General features: G+C 70.2%; 26 protein-coding genes and 1 pseudogene. 17 read left to right on the top strand and 10 right to left on the bottom strand.

Annotation, left to right across the window (positions count from 1 at the left end; all coding sequences use genetic code 11):
- Window positions 1-289, bottom strand: a pseudogene (locus tag J0695_RS03305) (amidohydrolase); the annotation flags it as partial.
- A gap of 92 nt (window positions 290-381) precedes the next feature.
- On the opposite strand from J0695_RS03305, the gene J0695_RS03300 reads away from it, so the two are divergent.
- Window positions 382-1,419: a LacI family DNA-binding transcriptional regulator gene (locus J0695_RS03300; protein WP_206959972.1), complete on the top strand. Its 1,038-nt coding sequence runs from the start codon at window positions 382-384 to the stop codon at window positions 1,417-1,419.
- Here J0695_RS03300 and J0695_RS03295 read toward each other — a convergent pair.
- From J0695_RS03295 to J0695_RS03280, 4 genes are read right to left on the bottom strand one after another with little or no spacing between them, the layout of a single operon-like run.
- A complete protein-coding gene (locus J0695_RS03295; RefSeq protein ID WP_206959984.1) occupies window positions 1,409-2,341 on the bottom strand; it encodes an ABC transporter substrate-binding protein in 933 nt (310 codons plus the stop codon). The two genes, J0695_RS03300 and J0695_RS03295, sit on opposite strands and share 11 nt — an antisense overlap.
- 53 nt (window positions 2,342-2,394) lie before the next feature.
- A complete protein-coding gene (locus J0695_RS03290) occupies window positions 2,395-3,066 on the bottom strand; it encodes an ABC transporter permease (protein ID WP_206959970.1) in 672 nt (223 codons plus the stop codon).
- Between the two features lie 6 nt (window positions 3,067-3,072).
- Window positions 3,073-3,717 (bottom strand): ABC transporter permease, encoded by a 645-nt coding sequence (locus J0695_RS03285; protein ID WP_206959968.1) that lies wholly within the window; start codon window positions 3,715-3,717, stop codon window positions 3,073-3,075.
- Window positions 3,717-4,766, bottom strand: coding sequence for an ABC transporter ATP-binding protein (locus J0695_RS03280; protein ID WP_206959966.1), 1,050 nt, complete (start codon window positions 4,764-4,766; stop codon window positions 3,717-3,719). The genes J0695_RS03285 and J0695_RS03280 overlap by 1 nt, the downstream gene beginning before the upstream one ends.
- A 140-nt stretch (window positions 4,767-4,906) precedes the next feature.
- Between J0695_RS03280 and J0695_RS03275 the strand changes: the two genes are divergently transcribed.
- The 12 genes from J0695_RS03275 to J0695_RS03220 all read left to right on the top strand — a co-directional run bounded on the left by J0695_RS03275 (window position 4,907) and on the right by J0695_RS03220 (window position 16,911).
- Complete coding sequence (locus J0695_RS03275; protein WP_206959982.1) at window positions 4,907-6,403, top strand: aromatic amino acid ammonia-lyase; 1,497 nt, start codon at window positions 4,907-4,909, stop codon at window positions 6,401-6,403.
- Window positions 6,404-6,436: 33 nt separating this feature from the next.
- Window positions 6,437-7,273 carry a MurR/RpiR family transcriptional regulator gene (locus tag J0695_RS03270; protein ID WP_206959964.1) on the top strand — a complete coding sequence of 279 codons (837 nt, stop codon included), beginning with the start codon at window positions 6,437-6,439 and terminating at the stop codon, window positions 7,271-7,273.
- 185 nt (window positions 7,274-7,458) lie between these two features.
- Window positions 7,459-8,424 carry an urea transporter gene (locus J0695_RS03265; protein ID WP_307798385.1) on the top strand — a complete coding sequence of 322 codons (966 nt, stop codon included), beginning with the start codon at window positions 7,459-7,461 and terminating at the stop codon, window positions 8,422-8,424.
- Window positions 8,425-8,522: 98 nt separating this feature from the next.
- Window positions 8,523-8,828: an urease subunit gamma gene (locus J0695_RS03260; RefSeq protein ID WP_206959963.1), complete on the top strand. Its 306-nt coding sequence runs from the start codon at window positions 8,523-8,525 to the stop codon at window positions 8,826-8,828.
- Window positions 8,829-8,830: 2 nt separating this feature from the next.
- Entirely contained in the window at window positions 8,831-9,634 is an 804-nt protein-coding gene (locus tag J0695_RS03255) for a cobalamin biosynthesis protein CbiX (RefSeq protein WP_206959961.1), read from the top strand.
- A 19-nt stretch (window positions 9,635-9,653) separates the two neighbouring features.
- A complete protein-coding gene (locus J0695_RS03250) occupies window positions 9,654-10,070 on the top strand; it encodes an urease subunit beta (protein ID WP_206959959.1) in 417 nt (138 codons plus the stop codon).
- Window positions 10,070-11,794, top strand: coding sequence for an urease subunit alpha (ureC, locus tag J0695_RS03245; protein WP_206959954.1), 1,725 nt, complete (start codon window positions 10,070-10,072; stop codon window positions 11,792-11,794). Before J0695_RS03250 ends, ureC begins: the two co-directional genes overlap by 1 nt.
- A gap of 5 nt (window positions 11,795-11,799) precedes the next feature.
- A complete protein-coding gene (locus tag J0695_RS03240; RefSeq protein ID WP_206959978.1) occupies window positions 11,800-12,507 on the top strand; it encodes an urease accessory protein UreF in 708 nt (235 codons plus the stop codon).
- Between the two features lie 40 nt (window positions 12,508-12,547).
- On the top strand, window positions 12,548-13,168 hold the full coding sequence (gene ureG, locus J0695_RS03235; protein WP_206959953.1) for an urease accessory protein UreG: 621 nt from the start codon (window positions 12,548-12,550) through the stop codon (window positions 13,166-13,168).
- A 5-nt stretch (window positions 13,169-13,173) separates the two neighbouring features.
- The gene (locus tag J0695_RS03230) at window positions 13,174-14,112 is read left to right on the top strand and encodes an urease accessory protein UreD (protein WP_206959976.1); all 939 of its coding nucleotides are present in this window, start codon (window positions 13,174-13,176) and stop codon (window positions 14,110-14,112) included.
- 46 nt (window positions 14,113-14,158) lie between these two features.
- Entirely contained in the window at window positions 14,159-15,511 is a 1,353-nt protein-coding gene (locus J0695_RS03225; RefSeq protein WP_206959952.1) for an ammonium transporter, read from the top strand.
- A gap of 23 nt (window positions 15,512-15,534) precedes the next feature.
- Window positions 15,535-16,911, top strand: a complete 1,377-nt coding sequence (locus J0695_RS03220) for an ammonium transporter (protein ID WP_206959951.1) — start codon at window positions 15,535-15,537, stop codon at window positions 16,909-16,911.
- A 124-nt stretch (window positions 16,912-17,035) separates the two neighbouring features.
- Here the strand turns inward: J0695_RS03220 and J0695_RS03215 are convergent, their stop codons facing one another.
- The 5 genes from J0695_RS03215 to J0695_RS03195 form a co-directional block, all read right to left on the bottom strand.
- Complete coding sequence (locus J0695_RS03215; RefSeq protein ID WP_206959949.1) at window positions 17,036-17,410, bottom strand: hypothetical protein; 375 nt, start codon at window positions 17,408-17,410, stop codon at window positions 17,036-17,038.
- A gap of 77 nt (window positions 17,411-17,487) precedes the next feature.
- The gene (locus J0695_RS03210) at window positions 17,488-17,880 is read right to left on the bottom strand and encodes a roadblock/LC7 domain-containing protein (protein WP_206959947.1); all 393 of its coding nucleotides are present in this window, start codon (window positions 17,878-17,880) and stop codon (window positions 17,488-17,490) included.
- Between the two features lie 38 nt (window positions 17,881-17,918).
- Window positions 17,919-18,656, bottom strand: a complete 738-nt coding sequence (locus J0695_RS03205; RefSeq protein ID WP_242552144.1) for a transcriptional regulator — start codon at window positions 18,654-18,656, stop codon at window positions 17,919-17,921.
- 14 nt (window positions 18,657-18,670) lie between these two features.
- Window positions 18,671-19,090, bottom strand: coding sequence for a hypothetical protein (locus J0695_RS03200; RefSeq protein WP_206959945.1), 420 nt, complete (start codon window positions 19,088-19,090; stop codon window positions 18,671-18,673).
- 148 nt (window positions 19,091-19,238) lie between these two features.
- Complete coding sequence (locus J0695_RS03195) at window positions 19,239-20,570, bottom strand: type III PLP-dependent enzyme domain-containing protein (protein ID WP_206959944.1); 1,332 nt, start codon at window positions 20,568-20,570, stop codon at window positions 19,239-19,241.
- A gap of 115 nt (window positions 20,571-20,685) precedes the next feature.
- Between J0695_RS03195 and hutU the strand changes: the two genes are divergently transcribed.
- From hutU to hutI, 4 genes are read left to right on the top strand one after another with little or no spacing between them, the layout of a single operon-like run.
- Window positions 20,686-22,368, top strand: a complete 1,683-nt coding sequence (gene hutU, locus J0695_RS03190) for a urocanate hydratase (protein WP_206959943.1) — start codon at window positions 20,686-20,688, stop codon at window positions 22,366-22,368.
- 26 nt (window positions 22,369-22,394) lie between these two features.
- Complete coding sequence (locus tag J0695_RS03185; RefSeq protein WP_206959974.1) at window positions 22,395-23,594, top strand: allantoate amidohydrolase; 1,200 nt, start codon at window positions 22,395-22,397, stop codon at window positions 23,592-23,594.
- The gene (locus J0695_RS03180; RefSeq protein WP_206959942.1) at window positions 23,585-24,937 is read left to right on the top strand and encodes a formimidoylglutamate deiminase; all 1,353 of its coding nucleotides are present in this window, start codon (window positions 23,585-23,587) and stop codon (window positions 24,935-24,937) included. Before J0695_RS03185 ends, J0695_RS03180 begins: the two co-directional genes overlap by 10 nt.
- A 26-nt stretch (window positions 24,938-24,963) precedes the next feature.
- The gene (gene hutI / locus J0695_RS03175) at window positions 24,964-26,148 is read left to right on the top strand and encodes an imidazolonepropionase (protein ID WP_206959941.1); all 1,185 of its coding nucleotides are present in this window, start codon (window positions 24,964-24,966) and stop codon (window positions 26,146-26,148) included.
- Window positions 26,149-26,255: the final 107 nt, after the last annotated feature.

Below are 26,255 nucleotides of genomic sequence, written 5' to 3'. Positions count from 1 at the left end.
GGGCCAGGGCGCCGTCGTGGAAAGCCTCGATGAGGGGCTCCGACTCGGCGGGCGGGAGGTACTCGATGCCGAGCGGGCTGGAGAGCGAGACCAGGGCCAGGTCCAGGCCGTCCCCGTCGCGGGCGAGCTTGGTGCGGGCCGCGATGTCGTGGTCGTCGGGATTCACCTCGTACGGCTGCTCACCCGGGAGGTGGAGCGTCCAGCCGTCCAGCCGGGGTGCGGTGGTGCGGGCGCGCAGGAGGTCGGCGAAGGCCTCCGGCCACAGGTGTTGGTGGACGTCGGTGGACAAGGAGACATCCTTTGGTTAAACGCTTCACTGATGCGCTTAAGTGAAGCGCTTAACAAGAGGAGGTGTCAAGAGCGGCCGGTAGGCTTCGGCTCATGGCCAGGCCAAAGAAGCGCACCACCCTCCGTGAGGTGGCCGAGGCCACCGGCCTCTCCACCGCAGCCGTCTCGTACGCGCTCCGCGGCAAGCACGTCTCCAAGGAGACGGAGGAGCGGGTCAGGAAGGCGGCCGCCGAGCTCGGTTACGAGGCCGATCCCATCGCCCGGGCCCTGGCCAGCGGGCGTACGAGCATGGTCGGCGTCATCGCCCGGGACCTGCAGGACCTCTGGCAGCAGCAGTTGATGGCCGCGATAGGGCGGGAGCTCCTCGCGGGGGACAGATACGCGCTGATCCTGGACGCGGGCGGCGACCCCGAGCGCGAGCTGGTGCTGGCCAAGCAACTGCGGGACCAGCGCGTGGACGGGATGCTGGTGTCGCCCGTCGACCCCTCCGCACAGGGCTGGGTGAAGATCGCCGAGCAGGTTCCCGTGGTGTCGATCGGGGACTCCCTGGAGCATGCCCGTACGGCCGGCGAGGTCCTCTTCGACAACCGGGCCGGGATCGACGCGGTGCTCGGATATCTGGCGGCGCTCGGGCACCGGCAGGTCACCGTACTGACGCCGACGGGGCGCGCCACGCCCGACCGGCCCGCGGACGTGTATGTGCGGGAAGCCGCCGACCGGCTCGGTCTCGCGGTGGAAGTCGAGCCGTGCGGGCTGGAGTTGGGGGTGGCGACCGAGGTCGCGCGCGGAGTGCTGCGATCCCCCGCGACCGCGGTCTTCTGCTTCTCGGACTCGATCGCCTACGGGGTGTACGCGGCGGCTGCCGAGGCCGGGGTGACCGTCGGGCGCGATCTGTCGGTCGTCGGCTTCGACGCCCATCCGGTCTCGCGGGTGCTCACCCCCGCTCTGACCACGCTGGACTGGGGGCTCGCGGAGATCGCCAAGGAGGCGGCCAGGCTGGCGGTCGCGGCGATCGAGGGCAGGCGCGTACGGCGCAAGCGGATCCTCTGTGCGCCGGAGCTGATCGAGCGCGGATCGGCGAGCCGGGCCGGGGCGGCAGGGCCCCGGCCCGAGGCTGCTCCTAAGCGCTGACCAGGCCGTTCTTCTTCAGCCATGCGTCGGCCACCCGGTCCGGGTCCTTCTTGTCCTGGTCGACCAGGCGGTTGAGCTCGGTCAGTTCGGACGTCGTCAGTACGTTGCCGAGCCGCGCCAGCGCCTTGCGCACCTTGCCGTCGGCCTTGCGCGCGGCGATCAGCGGCACGATGTGCTGGGCGGGGACGAGGCTCTTGGGGTCCTCCAGGACGACCCACTTGTTGGCGGCGACGTCCACGTCCGTGGTGAAGACGTTCGCGACATCCACGTCACCCTTCTTCAGGGCGCCCTTCACCAGCGGCCCGGAGGAGTCCAGGGCCTTGAACTCCTTGAACTCCACGCCGTACACGTCCTTGAGGCCGACGACCCCGACGACCCGCTTCTGCATCTCGGCGGCGGCCCCGAAGACCAGCTTGCCGTTGGCCTTGGTGAGGTCGGCGAGGGTCTTGAGGCCGTACTTCTCGGCGGTCTCCCGGGTGACGGCGAAGCTGTCGCGGTCCTCGGCGATCGCGTACGGGAGGACCTCCAGGGAGGCGGGGAGCACGGCGGCCAGGGCGTTCTGCATCGCGCCCGCCTCGGTGTCCTTGGCGTTTTTGTCCAGGTAGAGGAGCAGGCTGCCCTGGTACTCGGGGAGCAGGTCGATGTCACCGCCCTTCAGCGCGGGGACGATGATCTCGCGGGAGCCGAGGTTCGGCTTGACGGTGGTCTTGATGCCCGCGGCCTTCAGGACCCCCGCGTAGAGGTAGCCGAGTATCTGGTTCTCGGTGAAGTTGGCGGTGCCGATGGTCAGGCCGCCGGAGCTGGATCCCGTGTCGCCGCCGGAGCCGTCGCCGTCCAGCGAGGTGATGCCCGATGAGCAGGCGGCGAGCAGGGGCGCGGAGGCGCCGGCGAACAGGGCGGTGAGGGCGGTACGTCGGTTCATGGGGAGCTTCTTCGTCATGGGGAGCTTCTTCTTCATGTTCACGTCTCCTGGAATCAGCGGGCGCTGGCGGGCCGGCCGCGGAGCAGCAGCCGCTGCACCCCGCCCAGGGCCAGGTCGGCGGCGACGGCGAGTACGGCGACAAGTGCGGCCCCGCCCAGGACCTGCACCAGGTCGCGCTGGGCCAGGCCGTCGTAGACGTAGCGGCCCAGGCCGCCGAAGCTGACGTACGCGGCGATCGTGGCGGTGGCGATGACCTGCACGGTCGCCAGACGGATGCCGGTCATGATCAGGGGGAGGGCCAGGGGGAGTTCGACCTGCCACAGGACCTGGTGTCCGCGCAGGCCCACGCCCTTGGCGGCGTCCTTGATGTCCGGGTCGACGGCGGCCATGCCCGCGTACGTGTTGGTGATGATCACGGGTACGGCGAGCGCCACCAGGGAGATGTACACCGGCCACTTGGAGAGCCCGCCCGCGAGGAAGACCAGGGTGACCAGGCCGACGGTGGGCAGCGCGCGGCCGAAGGAGGCGAGGTTGACGGCGACGAACGCGCCGCGGCCCGTGTGGCCGATCAGCATCCCGATCGGGAGCGCGATCGCGGCGGCGACGAGAGTGGCGAGCAGGGAGTACTCGAGGTGCTCGACGAGACGGTGCGCGATGCCCGCGTTGCCGGACCACTGGGGGCCGCTGGTCAGCCAGGAGGCGAGGTTCTTGAGGAGTTCGAGCATGGCGGGTCAGGCACCTCGCTTGTGGGTCCAGGGCGTGGCCAGCCACTGGACGGTGACCAGAACCGCGTCGGCGACCAGGGCGAGCAGCAGGGTCAGGGCGACACCCGCGATCACGAGGGTCGGGAAGTCGCGCTGGAAGCCGTCGATGAAGAGCTGGCCGAGGCCGCCCTGGCCGATGGCACTGGCCACGCTGACCAGGGAGATGGACATGACGGTGGCGACCCGTACGCCCGCCATGATCACGGGCAGCGCGAGGGGGAGCTCGACGGTGAAGAGGGTGCGCAGGGGCTTGGCGCCCATGGCGGTGGAGGCCTCGCGCGCCTTGGCGGGGACGGTGTCCAGGCCTTCGACGGTGTTACGGACCAGGACGACCAGGGTGTACGCGGTGATGCCGACGACCGCGGTGGTGCGCGTCAGCCCGGTGACGGGGAGCAACAGCACGAACAGCGCGATGGAGGGGATCGTGTAGAGGATGTTGGAGAGTCCGAGCACGAAGCCGCGCAGCGGGCGGAAGCGGTGGGCGATCACCGCGAGGGGGAGCGCGATCAGGAGTCCGAAGAAGACCGCGGAGAGCGCGGTGGAGAGATGGTCGGCGGTGAGCCGGGTCATCTCGTCGATGTGGTCGGGGAACCAGCCCCACTCGATGGTCATCAGGCTGCCGCACCCGCGCTGATGTGGGCCTCGCCCGCGTGGTCGTGGATCTCGGCGCGCGCGGTGACCCCGGTCAGCACGCCGTCGGCGTCGACGCGGGCGACGAGTCCGGCGGGGGACGCGATCGACTCGTTCACGGCGGAGAGGAGCGAGTCGCCGTCGCGCAGCGCGCGGACCGGGAGCAGCGGGGAGTCGGCGGCCGCGTCGCCGTCGCGCCAGCCCAGGGGCTTGCGGGCGCTGTCGAGGGCCAGCTCCCAGCGGCCGCCCTCGGGGGCGGGGCCCTGGGGGAGGCCGGCCAGCGTGGAGAGGGAGAGGAGCTTCAGGCCGCGTTCCGCGCCCAGGAAGTCCGCGACGAAGTCGTCGGCGGGGCGGGCCAGGAGTTCGGCGGGTTCCGCGCACTGGACCAGGTGGCCGCCGGTGCGGAAGACGGCTATTCGGTCTCCGAGGCGTACCGCCTCGTCGATGTCGTGCGTGACGAAGACGATCGTCTTGGCCAGGTCCTTCTGCAGGCGGAGCAGCTCGTCCTGGAGCTGGGTGCGGACCACGGGGTCCACCGCGCCGAAGGGTTCGTCCATGAGCAGCACCGGTGGGTCGGCCGCGAGGGCGCGGGCCACGCCGACGCGCTGCTGCTGGCCGCCGGAGAGCTGGTGCGGGTAGCGCTTGCCCGCGTCGGCGGCGAGGCCGACGGTCTCCAGGAGTTCGGCGGCGCGGCTACGGGCCTTCTTGCGGCCCCAGCCGAGGAGCAGCGGGACCGTGGCGACGTTGTCGAGGACCGTGCGGTGGGGGAAGAGGCCGGACTGCTGGATGACGTATCCGATGCCGCGCCTCAGATCGGCGGCGTCCGACTCCAGGATGTCCTTGCCCGCGAGGCGGATCGTTCCTGAGGTCGGGTCGACCATCCGGTTGATCATTCTGAGCGTGGTCGTCTTGCCGCAACCGGAGGAACCGACGAGGACTGTGATCTGTCCCTCCGGCATCTCCAGGGAGAGGTCGTGTACCGCCGTGGTGCCGTTCGGGAAACGCTTGTGGACTTCATCGAATTTGATCATCGGTCATCCCTTGCCCGGCTGCATATAGTCATGCAGAGTTCTTGGTATCTGAATAAGTTGTCAATGGTCCGCGGTAAATCGCTGGTTACATGTGTCCGTGGAGCAAGACGTTCTGTCCTGAATGGAGGCGTTCGCGCATGATGTCGTCCCGCATGGTGGACTCTCCGACCGGCATCGTCGTCCTGGACGGTGAGTCTCTCCCTGTTTCCGATGTGGTCCGCCTCGCGCGCGGTACGGCCAGGCCCGTACCCGGAACCGAGGCGATGAAGCGTGTCGAATTGTCGTGGGACGCCGCCCGCGAGCTCGCCGCGTCCGGCCGCGTCTACGGGCGGTCCACCGGTGTGGGCGCCAACCGGAATGAGTCTGTACCCTCCGACGCGGCCGCCGACCACGGCCTGCGGCTGCTCCGCTCGCACGCCGGCGCGATCGGGGATCCGCTGCCCGAGCGCGAGGTACGGGCCATGCTCGCGGTCCGCGCCAACCAGCTCCTGGCCGGCGGGGCCGGACTTCGCCCGACCGTCGTCACCGCACTCTGCGAGGCACTGGAGGCGGGAGCGTACCCCGTCGTCAACGAATTCGGCTCGGTCGGCACCGGGGACATCGCCGCCCTCGCCCAGGTCGGCCTCGCCCTGGCGGGCGAGCATCCGTGGGAGGGTGCGGGCGAGGCCCCCGAGGCGCAGCCGCTGGACAACAACGACGCCCTCGCCCTCATCAGCAGCAACGCCCTGACCCTCGGCCAGTCCGCCCTCGCCCTGGACGAGCTGCGACGGCTCGTGGGCGCCACCCAGGTGGTGGCCGCCCTCTCGCTGCTCGCCATGGACGGCTCCTTCGAGGCGTACGCGGAGCCGGTGCACGCCGCCCGCAGGCACCCCGGCTCCTACGCCGTCGCCGCCCGCAGCCGCTACCTCCTGGGCGCCCCCGAGCGGCCCACCCCGCCGCTGGGCCGCATCCAGGATCCGTACGGACTGCGCTGCGTCCCCCAGATCCACGGGCCCGCGCAGGACGCCGCCGATCTGCTGGAGCGGACCATCGCCGTCGAGATCAACGCGGCCGCCGAGAACCCGCTGATCCGCGCCGATACTGCGCTGAATCAAAGCCCGGCGGCGTACCATCACGGCGGCTTCTACATGGCCCAACTCGCCCTAGCTCTGGACCACTTCAGGCTCGCCGTCACCCAGGTCGCCCGGCTCTCCACCTCCCGCCTCTCCGCACTCAACGAGCCCGCCTTCACCCGCCTCAGGCCCTTCCTGGCGGACAGCGAGGCCGCCTCGTCGGGTGTCATGATCCTTGAGTACGCGGCCGGGGCGGCCCTCGGTGATCTACGGGCCTTCTCCGCACCCGCCTCCCTGGGGCATGCTGTGCTGTCGCGTGGAGTCGAGGAGCAGGCCAGTTTCGCCTCGCTGGCGGCGCGCCAGTCACTGCGGGCGGTCCGTGCCTACCGGTACGTCGTCGGTTGCGAACTGGTCGCCGTCGTACGGGCCCTGCGCCAGCGCGATCTGCGGATCGATCCGGAGCTGCCGGTGGGGAGGGCTTTCGATCTCGCCTCGTCGGTGCTCGACGACGATGCCGCGGACCGGCCGCTGACCGGCGACGTCGAGGCCGCGGCAGCGCTGCTGGACCAGTTCAACGAACTCTGAGGGGCCAGGTCGTAGAGATACATGGAGATCGGGATGAGTGACAGCCCTGCCGCACGGCTGCAGCAGCTCTTCGAGGGGCACCGGCTGACGCCGACGCAACGGCGCATCGCGCACTGCATGGTGCGTCGCGCCGCCGACGCACCCTTCCTCTCCTCGGTGGAGCTGGCGGAACTGGCCGGCGTCAGCCAGCCGTCGGTGACCCGATTCGCCGTCGCGCTGGGCTTCGACGGCTACCCGGCGCTGCGCAAGCATCTGCGCGAGGTCGCCCCGACGGGCGCGGGCGGCGCCGCGGACACGTACAACGAGTACCAGCAGGCCGTACAGGCGGAGATCGAGAACCTGCGCCACCTCTCCGAACTCCTCGCCGACCCCTCCACGGTCGAGCGGGCGGGACGCCTGCTCGCCGCGTCCCCCGCGCTGCCCGTGCTCGGGCTGCGCGCCGCCTCCTCGCAGGCCCGCGGCTTCGCGTACTTCGCGGCCAAGGTGCACCCCGACGTCCGGCTGCTCGACGAGGGCGGCACGATGCTCGCCGACCGGATCGACGCCGCGGTACGGGCGGGCGCTTCGGCGCTGCTCTGCTTCGCGCTGCCGCGCCACCCCACCGAGGTCGTGGAGGCGCTCGCCTATGCCCGGTCGGTGGGCCTGACCGTGGTCACGGTCGCGGACTCGGCCTTCGCGCCGGTGGCCCACCACAGTGACGTACTGATCCCGGCGGCCGTCGGCACCGGCCTGGCCTTCGACACGGCGTGCGCGCCGATGCTCCTGGGGCGGGTGCTCCTCGAAGCGATGTGCGACGACCTGCCGGACGCGCAGGCGCGGCTCGAGGAATTCGACGCACGGGCGAGTGTGCGCGGCCTCTTCATGGAATAAAGGGCCTCGGAAACAGCCTTGCGCGCACTGCTCTCATCCGCAGAACATGAGCTTATTCACCCGCCTGGCGTCAACTTTCCTGTTTCCGGCGGGACTTCTCTGCGATTCGATCTGTCCCGGTCGGCTATTGGCTGCGGCCTGAGCTAGCTTGAGCCCACTGTTGTCGGTGGAGCTCGGAGAAGTCAGTGACCAAGGCAGTCGATGGATTTGCCGACGCCGTCAGCAAGCAACCCCTGAAGTTCCTCGTGGAAGTCCTCAAGGGCGTCGCCCAGGTGGATTTCATGCCGAGTGCGCTCTGCGGGCTTTTCTTTGTCGCCGCACTTTTCGCATCGGGCTGGCAATACGGTCTGTACGGACTTCTCGGCGCCTCGGTCGCCACGGCCACCGCGTATGTCCTGGGTGTCGACCGCACCATTGTCGAGGCGGGCCTCCGAGGGTTCAACGGCTGCCTCGTGGCGACCGGTTACGCCGTCTTCCTCGGCCCCGACCACGCGTCCACCGTGATCCTGGCCATCGGCGGTTCGGTCACCGTGGTCATGGTCACCTCGGCGCTGGCGAACATCCTCGGCACCTGGAACATCCCCACCTTCACCATGCCGTTCTGCATCATGGCGAGCGTCATGACCGTCGCGGCGCCGAGCTTCCAGCGGGTCTGGCACGGCGGCACCGACCTGGCCGCACTGCCCACGGCCGCCACCGGCGCCACCCGGCTGAGCTGGGACGACCTCTGGCACGCCTTCTTCGGCAACATCGGCCAGATCTTCTTCATGCCGCAGTGGTACGTCGGCCTGCTGTTCCTCGTCGGCATCCTCGTCGCCAGCCGAACAGCCGCCGCCATGGCCTGCGTCGGCAGCGTCATCGGGATCTTCGTCGCCTGGGCGCTCGGCTCACCGGCATCGGGCGTGGCCCAGGGGCTGATGGGATACAACGCGGTACTCGTCGCCATGGCCCTGTGCGGGGTATTCATCAAACTCGGCAGCTGGAGTTTCGCCTACGCGGTGATCGGCGCCGCCGCCGCGACCGGACTCACCGCCGCCATGGGGACGTTCTTCGCGCCTTTCGGTGGTCACACCTTCACCTGGCCATTCGTGCTGACAGCTCTTGTCTTCGTGGCCGCTGTGCCGTCCTTCACCCGGCTCAGCCGGACCTGAACGGCCCTTGATTCCCCTTACGGAAAGCCGCGCTTCCACCTGCGGGACAAGAGCGGCCCCGGATCGACATTCCTTCCAGTAAAGAAAGAGGAAGCCCCGTGAACCTCTCTCCCCGAGAAATCGACAAGCTGTACATCTACATCGTGGCCGATCTGGCCGCCAAGCGGCGCAGCCGCGGCGTCAAGCTCAACTACAGCGAGGCCTGCGCGCTGATCAGCGAGGCGATTCTGGAAGGCGCGCGCGACGGAAAGAGCGTCGCGGAGTGCATGGAGCTCGGCAAGCAGGTCGTCGGTGGCGCGGAGGTGATGGACGGCGTACGCGAGATGCTTCCGCTGCTCCAGGTCGAGGCGGCCTTCGTCGACGGTACGAAGCTGGTCTCCTGCCACGACCCGGTCGGGGCCTGACCATGACCGCCCAGGTACTGGGCCGTTCCCCGGCGGCCACGGCCACGGTGATCCTGGCCGGCGGACACGAGAGCGGGGAGGGGCGTGCGCTGGGGCCGCGGGCGGTCCCGGCGGGCCGTGCGCTGCACGAGGCGGTCGAGGCGGCGCTGGACAGCGGCGCGGCGCCCGTCTGCGTCGTACCGATGACCCTGGGCCGGGACCCCAAGCTGATCGCGGACACCGCGCGGACCCTCAAGTGGCTTGCGCGCGGGGCTGGTTCGGGGCGGATCGCGCTCGCCGAGCCGTTCGGCGCCAAGGACCACCTCATCGGCTGGCTGCGGGCGGCCGCGGGCCGCGCCGTGGCCGCCGCGGGCAAGGAAGGCACCGCGGTGCTGGTCTGCGCCCCCGCGGCAGGACCCTTCGACGACGCCGACCTGTTCCGGGTGGCGCGACTGGTCCGCCAGTACGGCCATCACACCTGGGTCGAGGTCGCCTTCGATGGCGGGGACCCGGACATCGCCCAGGGGGTCGAGCGCTGCAGACGGCTCGGCGCGGGCCAAGTCGCCCTCGTATCGGCCGGGTTCGGCCCCGCTGCGGCGCAGCCGGTGGCGGACGCGGTCGACTGCGGGCCGCTGCTGGCTCCCTCGGCGGTCGGGGGCGTCATCGACGTACGGACCGAGACGGCTCTGCACAGGCTCGGGCACGGGGACGACGGCATCGCCGCCGGACTCGACGCCGAGCACGGTCATGGCTACGCCCACTCGCACGGTCCGGGTGAGCACGGCCACGCGCATCCCCATCCCGATCCCCAGCACTCGCACCACTGAACTGAGAGGAAGCACAGTCATGGCAGGTGGCGTCTCGTACCTCTACGGCGACGATCCGGTGGAGATCAACGCCGGCCGCAGGAAGACCAAGCTGACGGTGGAGAACACCGGCGACCGCGCGGTCCAGGTCGGCTCCCACTACCACTTCTTCGAGGCCAACCGCGCTCTGAAGTTCGACCGCAACCAGGCATTCGGAATGCACCTGGACCTGCCGGCCGGTACCGCGGTCCGGTTCGAGCCCGGTGACAGCCGGGAGGTCGAGCTGACGGTGTACGGCGGTCACCAGCGGCTCATCGGGTTCAGCGGTCTCACCGACGGCGGGGTCAACTCCACCGACACCCGCGTCAAGTCCTTCCGCCGCGCCGCCGAGCTCGGCTTCGAGGGAGCCCACGTCGAAAGCGCCGAAGGCGTCGGAAGCAAGGAAGGCGACCACTGATGGCGACCCTGCCCCGCAAGCAGTACACCGATCTCTTCGGCCCCACGGTCGGTGACCGGTTCCATCTCGCCGACACCAACCTGGTCGTCGAGGTCGAGAAGGACTACAACGAGGGCCACTACGGCGACGAAGCCGTCTACGGCGGCGGCAAGAGCATCCGCGACGGGATGGCCCAGGACCCGCAGGCGACGGCCCGCAACGGCGGCCTCGACCTGGTGATCACCAACGCCGTGATCATGGACCCGGTCCTCGGGGTCGTGAAGGGTGACATCGGCATCAAGAACGGTTTCATCGCGGGGATCGGCAAGTCGGGCAACCCGCACACCCAGAGCGGTGTCGACCCGAGGCTGGTCATCGGGCCCGGTACCGAGGTGATCTCGGGCGAGCACCTGATCGCCACGGCGGGCGGCATCGACAGCCACATCCACTTCATCTCCCCGCAGCAGGCCGAGCACGGTCTGTCCAACGGCATCACCACGATGGTCGGCGGCGGTACGGGCCCCTCGGACGGCACCAACGGCACGACGTGCACGCCGGGTCCGTGGAACATCGGCGCGATGTACCAGGCGGTCGAGGGCCTGCCGGTCAACGTCGGCCTGCTGGGCAAGGGCAACAGCTCCCTGCCGGGCGCGCTGCGCGAGCAGGTCGAGGCCGGGGTGTGCGGGCTGAAGGTCCACGAGGACTGGGGCACCACCCCGGCCGCGCTGTCCTGCGCACTGGACGTGGCCGACGAGTACGACGTGCAGGTCGCCGTGCACACGGACACCCTGAACGAGTCCGGCTTCTTCGAGGACACCCGCTCGGCCATCGACGGCCGCACCATCCACACCTTCCACTCCGAGGGTGCGGGCGGCGGTCACGCCCCCGACATCATGCGGGTCGCGGGCGAGCCGAACGTACTGCCGTCGTCGACCAACCCGACGCTGCCGTACACGGTCAACTCGGTCGACGAACTGCTGGACATGGTGATGGTCTGCCACCACCTCTCGCACGACATCCCCGAGGACGTCTCCTTCGCCGACTCGCGGGTGCGCTCCGAGACGATCGCCGCCGAGACCGTGCTCCACGACGAGGGCGTCATCTCGATCTTCTCCTCCGACTCGCAGGCCATGGGCCGCGTCGGGGAGTCCTGGACCCGCGCCTTCCAGACCGCGCACCACTGCAAGGACCAGCGCGGCAAGCTCGACGGCGACACCGAGCGCAACGACAACTTCCGTGCGCTGCGCTATCTGGCGAAGATCACCATCAACCCGGCCGTCGCGGCGGGCATCGCCGAACACGTCGGTTCCCTGGAGACCGGGAAGCTGGCCGACATCGTGCTCTGGCCGATCGGGTCCTTCGCCGCCAAGCCCAAGATGATCATCAAGGGCGGAATGATCAACTGGGCGCTGATGGGCGACCCGAACGCCTCGCTGCCGACCCCTCAGCCGGTCTACTACCGGCCGATGTTCGGTGCGTACGGCAAGGCCAAGCAGGCCACCCGGGTCTCTTTCATGTCCCAGGCGGCCATCGACCTCGGGGTGCCGAAGGAGCTGGGGCTCGACTCCAGGGTGCTGCCGGTCAGGCACTGCCGTTCGGTCGGCAAGCAGCACATGGTGCGCAACGACGCGCTGCCGGTGATCGAGGTGGACCCGGAGACGTACAAGGTCACCCTGGACGGCGTGCCGGCCACCATCGAGCCGGCCCGGACGCTGCCGCTGAACCACCTGTTCTACCTGGCGTGAGCAGCATGGGTACGGTGCCGGCGGGCGACGGCCTGGACGCTCTGCTGGTCAGCCTGCAGCTGACCGACTCCGCGTTCCCCAGCGGCTTCTACACCCTCTCGCACGGCCTGGAGGGATTCGCCCAGGCGAAGGCCATCGATGCGGAGACCCTGCCGGATCTGCTGGCCGACCTGCTGCGCCACTCCGTCGGCCCGGCGGACGCCACCGCACTCGCGGTGGCCCGCCGGGCGGCCGGGGCGGGCGACTGGGAGCTGGTCATGGAGGCCGACCGCAGGCTGCACGCGACCAAGCTCAACCGCGAACTGCGGCTGGCCTCGGTCCGTACGGGACGACAGATGCTCGACATCGCACGGGAGTCGGTGGGCGGTGCGGAGCTGGAGCGCTTCGCCGAACTGGTCGCCGCCAAGCGGACCCCCTGCTCGCAGCCGGTCGCGGCCGGGGTCGCCTACGCGGCCGCGGGCGTCCCGGTGGAGCAGGCCGTCGCCAGTGATCTCTTCGCCTTCGCGGCGAGCTTCACCGGCGCGGCCATGCGGCTGCGGCTCACCGATTTCCGTAAAGCACAGGTCGTACTGCGGGGTGCGGCAGTGGTCATCGCGGAGGTCACCAGGGACGCGGTGGTGCGCGAACTGGCCGACCTGGGCGGCTGCGTACCGGCGGCGGACGTGATGTCGGGGCGCCACGAGCGCGCCGACGCACGGCTGTTCGCCAGCTGACACCACGTACACACCTCTGAGGAAAGGCGCTACGGAGAAAATGACGGACAACGTACTGCGCGTAGGCATCGGCGGCCCGGTGGGCTCCGGCAAGACGGCGCTCATCGAGGCACTGGTGCCGATGCTCGTCGAGCGCGGCCACCGGCCCGCTGTCATCACCAACGACATCTACACCCAGGAGGACGCCGAGCACGTACGCCGCACGCTCAAGGGCGTACTCGACCCGGAGCGGGTGGTCGGTGTCGAGACGGGCGCCTGCCCGCACACCGCGGTACGCGACGACCCGACGATGAACCTGGCCGCGGGCGCGGAGATGCTGGAGCGCTTCCCGGACGTGGACACGCTGATCTACGAGTCCGGCGGCGACAACCTCACGCTGACCTTCAGCCCGGCGCTGGTGGACATGTTCCTGTTCGTACTGGACACCGCGGAGGGCGAGAAGATGCCCCGCAAGCGCGGGCCCGGCATCACCGAGTCGGACATGCTCGTCATCAACAAGATCGACATCGCCCAGTACGTACGCGCCGACCTGAACATCATGTCCGCAGACGCCGACCGGGTGCGCGAGGGACGCCCCGTCGTCCTCACCAACTGCCTGACGGGCGTGGGCCTGGAGACGATCGCGGACTTCCTCGACAGCTTCCGCAAGGTCCCCGCGTGAGCGCAGTGGCGGCCCCCGAACGGCGGCTGCGGCCCGAGCACTACGAGCCCTCCCGGGTCCCCCGGGAGGTGCTCCGCCATGCCGGGCACCCGGACACCCTGGGCGTCGGCAGGCCGGGCAAGGTCGGCATCCTGGAGCTGGGCTTCGAGCGGATCGGTGGGCGTACCGAACTGGTGGCGCACTACCAGAAGTCGCCACTGCAGATCATGCGCCCGCTGTACTTCGACCCGGCGCGCCCCGACATGCCGGTCACGTATCTGATGGCGACGGGCGGCGGGATCATCCAGGCCGACCGGCTGCGGATGGACTTCAGCTGCGGGGCGGACACGTCGGTCCATCTGACGACGCAGGCGGCGACGAAGGTCTACCGCATGGAGCACGACTACGCGACGCAGCTGGTCAACCTGACCGCGGGGCCGCGCAGTTACGTCGAGTACCTGCCCGAGGTCACCATCCCGTACATCGACTCCCGCTTCTACCAGCGCACCGTCATCACCGCCGACCCGACGGCGACCGTGCTCGCCGGCGAGGCGGTGATGGCCGGGCGCCTGGCACGCGGCGAGCGGAACGCGTACCAGATCTTCGCCTCGGACTTCGAAGTGCGGCGCCCCGACGGGGAGTTGACGGTCCTGGACACCGTACGTCTGGAACCTTCGGCCTCCGGCGTGAGCGGTCCAGCGATGCTCGGCGGCCACGACATCATGGCGACCTTCTACGCCGTCACCCCGCTCGCCCCGGCCGCCGAAGTGGCCGACACCCTGCACGAGGCGCTCGCCGACGCCGGGGTGCTGTACGGGGTGAGCGTGCTGCCGCAGGACTGCGGCGCCTGGGTGCGGATCCTCGGGCAGCGCTCGCCGGTCGTCAACGAGGCGATGCGCAGGGCCTGGGACGCCGTACGGCAACTGCTCATCAAGGTCCCCGCACCGGCCATGCGGAAGACCTGATCCCTCCGGCCTCCGGTCGGGAGAAAGCCGAGAGAAAGAAGCCCTGATGCCCAGCGCCTTCAATTCGGGTGACACCGCCTGGCTGATGGCGAGCACCGCGATGGTGCTCCTGATGACCCCCGGCCTGGCGTTTTTCTACGGCGGCATGGTCAAGACCCAGCACGTCCTGGTGATGCTCAAGATGAGCTTCGCCTGCCTGGCCGTCGTCACCGTGCTGTGGCTGACCGTCGGATACTCCCTCGCCTTCAGCGGGGACGTCGGCGGCGCCGGGCTGATCGGCAATCTCGACCAGGCTTTCCTGAACGGCATCGGTCCCACCACGATGCACGGGTCGATCCCCACGATCGTCTTCTCCTGCTTCCAGATGGCGTTCGCGATCATCACCGTCGCCCTGATCAGCGGCTCCATCGCGGGCCGCGCCACCATGCGCGGCTGGCTCGTCTTCGGCTCCCTCTGGGCGCTGGTGGTGTACGTGCCGCTGGCCCACTGGGTGTTCGCCACCGACGGCTGGGTGGTCGCCAAACTGGGGGCACTGGACTTCGCCGGCGGGTTGCCCGTCGAGCTCAACTCCGGCGCTGCGGGCCTCGCGGTGGCGATCGCGCTGCGCAAGCGCCAGGACTTCGAGCGCCGGCCGATCCAGCCGCACAACCTGCCGCTGGTCGTCATCGGCCTGGCCCTGCTGTGGTTCGGCTGGTTCGGGTTCAACGCCGGGTCCGCACTGCAGGACGTGGGCGCGGCACCGGCCGCCTTCCTCAACACCCAGCTGGCCGCCGCGGGCGCCATGGTCGGCTGGCCGCTCATCGAGAAGTGGCGCCTGGGTCATGTGGAGATGCTCGGTGTCGCCTCCGCGGCGGTCGCAGGAATGGTGGCCATCACCCCCTCGTGCGGTGAGGTCGCGCCGGTGGGCGCACTGGCCATCGGGTTCTCCGCGGGCGTCGTGTGCTGCTTCGCGATCAACCTCAAGTACAAGATCGGCGTCGACGACACCCTGGACGTCGTCGGCGTGCACGGCTGGGGCGGCATCGTCGGCACCCTCTCCATCGGGCTCTTCGCCACCGCGCAGATCAGCGGAAAGAAGGGGCTCTTCTACGGCGGCGGCGTCGACCTCCTGTGGCGTCAGGCGGTGGCCGTACTGGCCTGCGGGACCTTCTCCTTCACCGTCACCTGGCTGATCGCCAAGCTCGTCGACAGCACGGTCGGCTTCCGTACCGAGGAGAGCTACGAGGACGTCCCCGGCGAGGAAGAAGAGCTGGCCTACGACAACGAGACCATCGACCGGATCCGTGAGCGGCTCGGCGGCGTGAAGGAACCGTCACTGACCGCCCCGGGCGGCTCCGACGACGCGGCGCTCCTGGGCCAGGTCGTGAAAATCCTTGAGCAGCGGGAGCGAGAGAAGTGATGTACGGAGCGATGCACGGAGCGATGGACGCAGCCGGGGTGTTCGACAGCGGGAACACCGCCTGGCTGATGATGGCGTCGGCCATGGTGATGCTGATGGCCCCGGGACTCGCCTTCTTCTACGGCGGCATGGTGAAGACCGGTCAGGTCATCGCGATGCTCAAGATGTGCTTCGCGTGCATCGCCTTCGTCACGGTGATCTGGTTCGCCGTCGGCTACAGCCTCGCCTTCGGCGACGACGCCGGCGGACTCGGGCTGATCGGCGACCTGGGCCACGCGTTCATGATGGGGGTCCCGCTCGACAGCAGGACCGGGACCGTACCGACCGTGATGTTCTCGATGTTCCACATGTCGTTCGCGATCGTCACCGTGGCGCTGATCAGCGGGTCGGTCGCGGGGCGGGCGAAGATGACCGGCTGGATGATCTTCGTCTGTGTGTGGACGCTGCTGGTGTACGTCCCCATGGCGCACTGGGTCTTCGATCCGGACGGCTGGGTGGCCAAGCAGGTCGGCGCGGTCGACCTGTCCGGCGGCACGGTCGTCGAGCTCTCCTCCGGCGCGGCGGGTCTCGCCCTCGCGATGGTGGCGGGCAAGCGCAAGGACTTCGAGCGGCAGACCATCCGTCCGCACAACCTGCCGCTGGTCGTCATCGGGCTGTCCCTGTTGTGGTTCGGCTGGTTCGGCTTCAACACCGGGTCGTCGCTGACCGTGCCGGGCGCGGCCGCGATGGCCTTCGTCAACACGCAGTTCGCGGCCGGTGCGGCGATGGTCGGCTGGGCGGTGACGTCGTGGTTCCGCAACCGCAAGGTCAGCCTGCTGGACATGTGCATGGGCGCGGTCACCGGCATGGTCGCCCTCACCCCGGCAGCGGCCGACGTCACCGCGGTGTGGGCCACGGTGATCGGCTTCCTCGCCGGTCTGACCTGTGCCTTCGCGATCAGCTGGAAGTTCCGCTTCGGCGTGGACGACACCCTGGACGTCGTCGGCATCCATGGCTGGGGCGGCCTGTTCGGCATGGTGATGCTGGGGCTCGCCAGCACGGGTCTGGTCAGCGGGCAGGACGGGCTCTTCTACGGGGGTTCCTGGTCCCTCCTCGGACGCCAGCTCACGGCGGTCGTGGTCCTGGGGCTCTTCTCCTTCGGGATGACGGCTGCCATCGGCACGGTCATCGAGCGGACGGTCGGTTTCCGGCTGCCGGGCGGCTCGGTCGAGGAGGAGCAGGTCTACGACCGGGATGTCGACGTACAGCTGCAGGACCTGACGGACTCGGTGCGCGGCGGCAGCGAGGAGCCCTCCGAGGCGGCGGCGCTGCTGGCGCGGCTGCGCGAACTGGTCGCCGTGGAGCCGGGGGACGCGGGAGTCGATGGGGATGCGGTGCGGGGGCCGGGGTCGGGGTCGTAGCTGTCGGGCGCCGTACCGCCGGCGCCGCGTATGACTGGCTACTGCGTATGACTCGGTACTGCGTATGACTGGTACCGCGTACCGCTGCGGCGGGCAGGGGACCGCCCGCCGCAGGGCCGCCCGGTCAGACCTCCAGCTCCTTCTCGATCTTCTTCAGCTGGTGGCGGGCCATCGCGAGATTCGCCCGGCTCTTGTCCAGCGCGATGTAGAGGAAGAGGCCGTTGGAGCCGCGGCTCTTGAGCAGACGCAGCAGGTGGTACTGACCGCCGAGCGTGATCAGGATGTCCTCGATCTCGTCCTTGAGGCCGAGCAGTTCCATGGTCCGCACCTTCGCGCGCACCACATCGGTGTTGCCCGCGGCGGCCACGGACAGGTCGAGGTCCTTGCCGCCGCCGAGGGTGCCGAGGGCCATTCCGCTGGTGTAGTCGACGAGGGCCACGCCGATCGTGCCCTCGATGGAGGTCATCGCTTCCTTGAGCGCGGTTTCGGTGTTTGCCATGGCGTTCGCACTGCCTTTCTTTCGGGTGTTGCCCGTGGGGGTCCGGGCCCTGCTGGGCCGGGACGAGGGTGTGTCGGTCACGAGCTCTCCAGCCGTTCGAGGGCGTTGTCGACCAGCACGCCGATACGAGCACTCGCCCGCCGGGCTTCGAGGTGCAGACGGCCGACGTTGACCCGCGGTTGGGCAAGGAGGGTCAGTACGGCGGACGATCCCGCCGCGTAGGTGGCGACATAGCCGTGCTCGCCCCGTACGAGGAGTTCACGGAAGTCGCCCTGGCCGGTGGTGTCGGTGAGTCGTTGGGCCACCCCCAGGGCGGCCGCGGTGAGGGCGGCGATGGTCTCCGCCTCCGCGGCCGTCGAGTCCTGGGCCAGCACCAGACCGTCGGCGCTGGCGGCCAGTGCGCCGCTGAGCAGGGGCACGCGCGCCCTCAGCCGGGTGAGTTCGTCGAGGACTTCGGCCTCTGCGGTCATGAGCTGTCTCCTCTCGGCGCGCTGTCGCAGGGCACGGATCACAGAGCGGCCTCCAATGCGTCGCGCAGCCGGATGAGCAGAGCGACGTCCTGGTCCGCTCCCACGTCCGCGACCCAGGCGGGCACCGATGGCACAGGGGCGGGCGCACGGGGTGTCTCGACGGCCCCGGCGGCGGCCAGCCTGCGGATGTCGACGAGGGTGTGGAAGGCGGGGCGGCCCAGCGCACGGGCGATGTCCTGCGGGGTCTTCGTCCCGTCCGCCAGCGCCATGACGGACCGCTGGCGCGGGGTGACCGGCGAGGCGGGGCCGCGGTCCGCCCGTACCACCGGGGCACTGTCCACCGAGTCGTACGGCCAGAGCCGGTCGAGCAGTTCCCGGCGGCGCGCGGCCTCGCGCTCCACCCGGTCGGTGGGAACGGCGTGCACCGGACCCATCCAGTGGACGACCCCGTAACGGAAGCGGGTGGGACCGCTGCTGGGTCCCAGCACGAAGAACGCGGCGTCGTGCAGGGCGCTCAGATGGCACAGCTCCAGCTCGCCGCCCGCCAGCTGCCCGCTGTCGATGAGGAACCGGCCGACCAGGCCCTTGGCGCCCGCCCGGTCCACGGCCTCCCGCCATCCCTCGGGCCGCAGCCTGCCGGACGCGGTGAGCAGGACCTCCAGGCCCGGGGAGGACGGGCTCTCCGCGTGGACCACCTGGCCGTCGGCGAGGTACAGGGTGCCCCGGTCGCGGAGCAGGGCGCCGGTGGCTCGCTCGGCGGCCAGTCGCAGAAGCATGGGCGAGGTGACGTTCATCCCAGGACCAGCCGTTCCGCCAGGTCCCGCAGCCGGTGCCGGGCGAGGGCGAGATTGCCCTGATCGCGGTCCATCCAGAGATGGAAGAAGACGCTGCAGTCGAAGGTCGTCTCGACGAAACGCAGCACGTGATAGGCGGTGCGCGTGGTGACGATGACGTCCTCCACGGGCAGTTCCTTGCCCGTGGAGGACGTGGCGCCCGTGGCGCCCTCGTCGGGTCCATCGGGGACGAACGCGGGGTGCTCGGCGGCCATCCGGGCCAGCTCCGCGGTTTCGGCCGCGGTGGCCTCGGGGTCCTGGTGCGGCGCACTGCCGACGCTGCCCAGGGACAGCCCGCTGGTCCAGTCCACCACCGAGGCCCCAAGAGCCCCCGGTATCTGCATCGCTTCGAACAGACACTCGTCAATTCCGGCCACGGTGAACCCCCTCCCCAGAGGTGTGCTGTGACCGTCAAGTTACGCAGCGTTCAAGTCGGCGGGTGGAGTTCTGGCATTTTCCACCGGAACATGCGGCTCTTGGGTAGAGTCCGCGCCGTCGATGCGGAGGGGAGTATTCAGGGGCCGATCAGAGGAGGGCGTCCCGGTGGTCCCCACCGGATTCGGCCACGATCTCCTTGAGCGTCTGCGGAGTGCGCACCGTGGCGAAGGCGGTGCCCTCGCTGTCCGCGGTGAACCCGAAGACGCCAGGCCTGGCCAGGCTGTTGTACGCGTAGTGATGGGCGAAGTAGTACGCCCCGGTGTCGAGAACCGCCGCGTAGTCGCCCTGTTCGAGCAGGGGGAGCTCCCTGTTTTCGGCCAGCAGATCGCCTGCGAAGCAGGCGGGCCCCGCCACGTCCTGGAAGGTCTCGGGGCCCGTCTTGGGGCGGCCCTTGGAGTCATATGCGGCAATGCGCAGGGGCCAGGAAGCGGGTGCGTACACCGTGCGGGTCGCCACCTGGACGCCGGCGTGGGTGACCGCGATCGGCCGGCCGCCTGACGTTTTCGTGTACTCGACCCTGGCCAGAATTGTGCCGTGCTTGGCGAGCAGCGAGCGGCCGAACTCGGTGACGAGTCCGTAGCGGCCGTCGAGGAGCCCGGGGACGGTGGCCTTGAGGAGGCGGGCGTAGTCGGCGTAGGTCGGGGTCTCCTCGTCGGAGGAGAAGTTGACCGGGAGGCCGCCGCCGATGTCGACGGTGTTGATCTGCTGCCGTCCCGCTGCCGCGTTGACCTCCTCGGCCAGCTCGTACGCCGCCCTGACACCCTCGGCCATCAGCGCGAGCGGGACGCCCTGGGAGCCCGAGTGGGTGTGCAGGCGGTTCAGCCAGGGGCGGTCCAGATACGCGCGGACGACCCATTGCCTGGCGCCCTCGTCGCGGAGCGCGATGCCGAACTTGGACGTCGCGGTGGCGGTCGAGAGCGCGCCGATGGATCCGCCGCCGATCTGCGGGTTCACCCGCAGCCCCAGGGGCGACGCGGTGGGGGCCGAGGCGACCAGGGCGTCGATACGGGCGAGCTCCTGCGGGTTGTCGGCGTTCACCGCGATCCCCAGGGCCAGGGCCTCGCGCAGTTCGGCCGGGGTCTTGGCGGGAGAGTCGAGGACCGTGTGTTCCGGGCGTACGCCTGCGGCGCGGGCCAGGGCCAGCTCGCCGGGGCTGGCGACCTCCGCGCCGATCCCCTCGTCCCGCAGCAGACGCAGGACGGCGACCAGCGGGGAGGCCTTGACGGCGAAGGCGTGCAGGACGGGGGTGCCCGGCGGGGTCACGTCCTCGAACGCGGTGCGCAGTGCGGCGGCTCCGCTGCGGATGCCGGTGATGTCCAGCAGGCCGATGATGGGGACCTCGGGACCCGCGAGTCCCGCTTCAACCGCTGCCCGTATTGCCTGCTCACGCCGTGTTGCGGCGCCCGTGTCCGAAGCCATGTGGTCCAGACAACCATCTGCTCGGACACAGTGGGGAGCCCAGACGTATTGACTAGTTCTATTCAGCTAGTCAGGATGTGAATAGTCCATGCAACATTCACGAGGAGGCAGACCCATGTCAGGACCCCGGCCGGTACGGTCACCGCGCGGTACGGAGCTGAGCGCCCTGGGATGGCAGCAGGAAGCCGCCCTCCGCATGCTGCAGAACAACCTCGACCCCGAGGTCGCCGAGCACCCCGACAAGCTCGTCGTCTACGGCGGCACCGGCAAGGCCGCCCGCGACTGGCGCTCCTTCGACGCGATGGTGCGCACGCTCAGGACGCTGAAGCAGGACGAGACGATGCTCGTCCAGTCCGGCCGCCCCGTCGGCGTGATGCAGACGCACGAGTGGGCGCCGCGCGTCCTCATCGCCAACTCCAACCTGGTCGGTGACTGGCAGAACTGGGAGGAGTTCCGGAGGCTCGAGGCCCTCGGACTCACCATGTACGGCCAGATGACGGCCGGTTCGTGGATCTACATCGGCACCCAGGGCATCCTCCAGGGCACCTACGAGACGTTCGGCGCGGTCGCGGCGAAGCTGCATTCAATGGGTAAAGGGGTCAACGGAACGCTCGCGGGGACCATCACGCTGACCGCCGGCCTCGGCGGCATGGGCGGCGCGCAGCCGCTCGCCGTGACGATGAACGACGGCGTCGCGATCTGTATCGACGTCGACCCGCGCGCCATCGAGCGCCGTATCGAGCACCGCTACCTGGACGTGAAGGCCGACAGCGTGGAGCACGCGCTGCAGCTCGCCGTCGAGGCCCGCGACGCCCGCCGCCCGCTCTCGATCGGCCTGCTGGGCAACGCGGCCGAGCTCCTTCCGCGGATGCTCGCCGAGGGCGCCCCGATCGACATCGTGACCGACCAGACCTCGGCCCACGACCCGCTCGCCTACCTGCCCATCGGTATCGACTTCGACGACATGGCGTCGTACGCCACCGAGAAGCCCGCCGACTTCACGCTGCGCGCCCGCGACTCCATGGCCAAGCACGTCGAGGCCATGGTCGGCTTCATGGACGCCGGCGCCGAGGTCTTCGACTACGGCAACTCGATCCGTGGCGAGGCCCGACTCGCCGGTTACGACCGGGCGTTCGACTTCCCCGGCTTCGTGCCCGCCTACATCCGTCCCCTCTTCTGCGAGGGCAAGGGCCCGTTCCGCTGGGCCGCCCTCTCCGGCGAGGCCTCGGACATCCACAAGACGGACCGGGAGCTCCTGAAGCTCTTCCCGGAGAACGAGTCGCTGCACCGCTGGATCAAGATGGCCGGCGAGCGCGTCCAGTTCCAGGGTCTGCCCGCGCGCATCTGCTGGCTCGGCCAGGGCGAGCGCGACAAGGCGGGTGCGCTCTTCAACGACATGGTGGCCGACGGCACACTCGCCGCGCCGCTGGTCATCGGGCGCGACCACCTGGACTGCGGTTCGGTGGCCTCCCCGTACCGCGAGACCGAGGCCATGCTCGACGGCTCCGACGCGATCGCCGACTGGCCGCTGCTCAACGCCATGGTCAACGTCGCTTCGGGTGCCTCCTGGGTCTCCATCCACCAGGGCGGCGGTGTCGGCATGGGCCGCTCCATCCACGCCGGCCAGGTGTCGGTGGCCGACGGTACGAAGCTCGCGGGCGAGAAGATCCAGCGTGTGCTGACGAACGACCCCGGCATGGGCGTCATCCGGCACGTCGACGCCGGGTACGACATCGCCGAGCGGGTCGCCGACGAGCGCGGCGTGCGCATTCCGATGCGCGAAGGTGACGAGGCGTGACGCCTGAGCAGCCTTCCTTCCAGGAGATGTGGCGGGAGCTCGCTCCAATCGGGCGGAACGCGGGGAGCGGCGGGTACCGGCGGTATGCCTGGACCGCCGCCGACGCCGACTGCCGGGAGTGGTTCAAGGCGCAGGCCCTCTCTCGCGGTCTGACGTACGAGACCGACCGCAACGGCAACCAGTGGGCCTGGCTCGGCGACCCCCTCGCAGGGGACGCCGTGGTCACCGGTTCGCACCTGGACTCCGTGCCCGACGGCGGCGCCTTCGACGGGCCGCTGGGTGTCGTGTCCTCCTTCGCCGCGCTCGATGAACTCCGCCGCAGGGGAGTGGAGTTCAGTCGACCGCTGGCCATCAGCAACTTCGGTGACGAGGAGGGCGCCCGCTTCGGGCTCGCCTGTGTGGGCTCACGGCTGGCCGCAGGGCAGCTGACCGTGGACAAGGCCCACCAGCTGCGGGACGGCGACGGCATCTCGCTCCCGCAGGCCATGGAGAAGGCCGGCTACGACCCCGGGACCATCGGGGCCGACCCGGAGCGCCTCGCCCGCATCGGGGCGTTCGTCGAGCTCCACGTCGAGCAGGGAAGGGCGCTCGACCTGAGCGGGGACGCCGTCGGCATCGCCTCCGCGATCTGGCCGCACGGGCGCTGGCGGTACGACTTCCACGGGGAGGCCAACCACGCCGGTACGACCCGGCTCGTGGACCGCCGCGACCCGATGCTGACGTACGCGGGCACCGTGCTCGCCGCCCGCCGCGAGGCCGAGCTCGCCGGGGCGGTCGCCACCTTCGGGAAGATCTCCGTCGAGCCCAACGGCGTCAACGCGATCCCCTCGCTGGTACGCGGCTGGCTCGACTCCCGCGCCGCCGACCAGGCCACCCTCGACACCGTCATCGCCGGGATCGAGCAGGCGGCCAAGGAGCGCGGCGAGCGCGACGGCGTCGATGTGCGCGTCACCCGGGAGTCCTTCACACCCGTGGTCGAGTTCGAGCACGCCCTGCGGGACGAGCTCGCCAAGATCCTCGGCAAGGACGGGGCGGACGTGCCCGTACTCGGTACGGGGGCGGGACACGACGCCGGAATCCTGTCCTCGTCCGTCCCGACCGCCATGCTGTTCGTACGCAACCCCACGGGCGTCTCGCACTCCCCGGCGGAGACCGCCGGCGAGGACGACTGCGTCGCCGGGGTGGGCGCACTCGCCGATGTACTGGAGGGACTGGCGTGCAGGTGACGTACTGGCTGGAACACGCCTGGCTCGGCACTCATGTCGAGCCGGGCGTCGCCCTGGACGTGTCCGACGACGGCCGGATCACCGCGCTCCGCAAGGAGACCGCCACCCCGCCCCCGGGCGCGACCGTCCTGCGCGGGCTGACCCTTCCCGGGCTCGCCAATACCCACAGCCATGCCTTCCACCGCGCCCTGCGCTCCACCGTCCAGGTCGGCTCGGGGACCTTCTGGACCTGGCGCGAGGTGATGTACGGGGTGGCCTCCCGCCTCACCCCGGACTCCTACTTCACTCTCGCGCGCGCCGTGTACGCGGAGATGGCGCTCGCCGGGATCACCGCCGTGGGCGAGTTCCACTATCTCCACCACGCGCCGGGCGGCACGCCCTACGACGACCCGAACGCCATGGGCGAGGCGCTGATCGCGGCGGCCGCCGAGGCGGGCATCCGGATCACCCTCCTCGACACCGCGTATCTCTCCTCCGCCATCGTGAATGAGCACAGCGGACAGGCCCCGAACCGCCACCAGAAGCGGTTCTCCGACGGGACCGCGGAGGCCTGGGCCGCACGCTGTTCAGTTCTCAAGGACCGTGATCACGCACGGATCGGTGCCGCCATTCACTCCGTACGGGCCGTGCCCGCGGACCAGTTGGGCGTCGTCGCACAGTGGGCCGGGGAGCGGCGGGCCCCGCTCCATGTGCACCTTTCCGAACAGACCGCCGAGAACGAGGCCTGCCTCGCCGCCCACGGCCGCACCCCCACCCGGCTCCTCGCCGACCACGGGGTGCTCGGCCCGCGCACGACCGGCGTCCACAACACGCACCTCACCGCCGAGGACATCTCGCTCCTCGGGACCACGTCCACCGGCACCTGCATGTGCCCCACCACCGAGCGCGACCTGGCCGACGGGATCGGTCCCGCACTCCAACTCCAGCGCGCGGGAAGCCCGTTGTCGCTCGGCAGCGACAGCCACGCGGTGATCGACATCCTCGAAGAGGCGCGCGCGATGGAGCTCAACGAGCGCCTGCGCTCGCGCACCCGCGGCCACTGGACAGCGGCGGCCCTCCTGCGGGCCGCGACCGCCGACGGCCATGCGGCCCTCGGCTGGGACGACGCGGGCACCATCGAGCCCGGGGCGCTCGCCGACTTCACGACGATTGCGCTGGACTCCGTCAGAACAGCGGGACCCGTACCCCGACTCGGTGCGGAGACCGCCGTATTCGCCGCCTCCGCGGCGGACGTGCGCCATACGGTCGTGGGCGGCCGTCACGTCGTACGCGACGGAGTGCACGCCCTGGTCCCGGACGTCCCCCGCGCCCTGGCCGAGTCCATCGCCGCCCTGCACGCCTGAGACGGCCGAAGGAGATCAACCCCGTCATGACGACCGCGACCGCCATCACCAACATCGCCAGCCTGGTCACCAACGACCCCTCCCTCGGGGACGGTTCGTCCCCGTCGAACATCGGTCTGATCCAGGACGCGGCCGTCGTCATCGACGGCGACCGCATCGTCTGGGTCGGTGAATCAAGCAAAGCACCCGCCACTGACAACGCCTTCGACGCAGGCGGCAGAGCAGTGATCCCGGGCTTCGTCGACTCCCACTCCCACCTGGTCTTCGCAGGCGACCGCACCGCCGAGTTCAACGCCCGGATGTCCGGCCAGAGCTACTCGGCCGGCGGCATCCGCACCACCGTCGCCGCCACCCGCGCCGCCACCGACGAGCAGCTCAGCGCCAACGTCGCGAAGTATCTCCACGAAGCCCTCCGGCAGGGCACCACCACCCTGGAGACCAAGTCCGGCTACGGCCTCACGGTCGAGGACGAGGCCCGCGCCCTGCGCATCGCCGCCACCCACACCGACGAAGTCACCTACCTCGGCGCCCACATCGTCTCGCCCGACTTTGCCGACGATCCGGCGGCGTACGTCGCCCTCGTCACCGGCGAGATGCTCGACGCCTGCGCCCCCCACGCCCGCTGGATCGACGTCTTCTGCGAGAAGGGCGCCTTCGACGGCGACCAGGCCCGCGCCATCCTCACCGCGGGCAGGGCCAAGGGCCTCCTCCCGCGCATCCACGCCAACCAGCTCTCCTACGGCCCCGGGGTCCAGCTGGCGGTCGAGCTCGACGCCGCGTCCGCCGACCACTGCACCCACCTCACGGACGCCGATGTGGAAGCCCTCGCCCAGGGAGACACCGTCGCCACGCTCCTCCCCGGCGCCGAGTTCTCCACCCGCGCGGAGTGGCCCGACGCCCGCCGCCTCATCGACGCCGGAGCGACGGTCGCGCTCTCCACGGACTGCAACCCGGGTTCGTCCTTCACCTCGTCCATGCCCTTCTGCATCGCCCTCGCGGTACGGGACATGGGGATGACCCCCGACGAGGCGATCTGGTCCGCCACCGCAGGCGGCGCCGCGGCCCTGCGCCGCAGCGACATCGGTGTCGTACGCGAAGGGGCCAGGGCCGACCTCACGCTCCTCGACGCGCCCTCGCACGTCCACCTCGCCTACCGCCCGGGCGTCCCCCTGGTCTCCCAGGTCTGGCGGTCGGGCCGCCCCCAGTTGTAGTGGCGCGGGACCCCGGCCCCGACTACCGCCGCGCCAGATAAGCGTCCAGCGCCTTGTGCAGCACCCGCCCCAGCGGGAACTCCCACTCGCCGAGCCGCTCCTCCACC

It is taken from the genome of Streptomyces beijiangensis (genome assembly GCF_017315755.1).
Lineage (GTDB): Bacteria > Actinomycetota > Actinomycetes > Streptomycetales > Streptomycetaceae > Streptomyces > Streptomyces beijiangensis.
The sequence above is the reverse complement of the archived record's forward strand: the minus strand, read 5'-3'. Positions and strand labels throughout refer to the sequence as shown.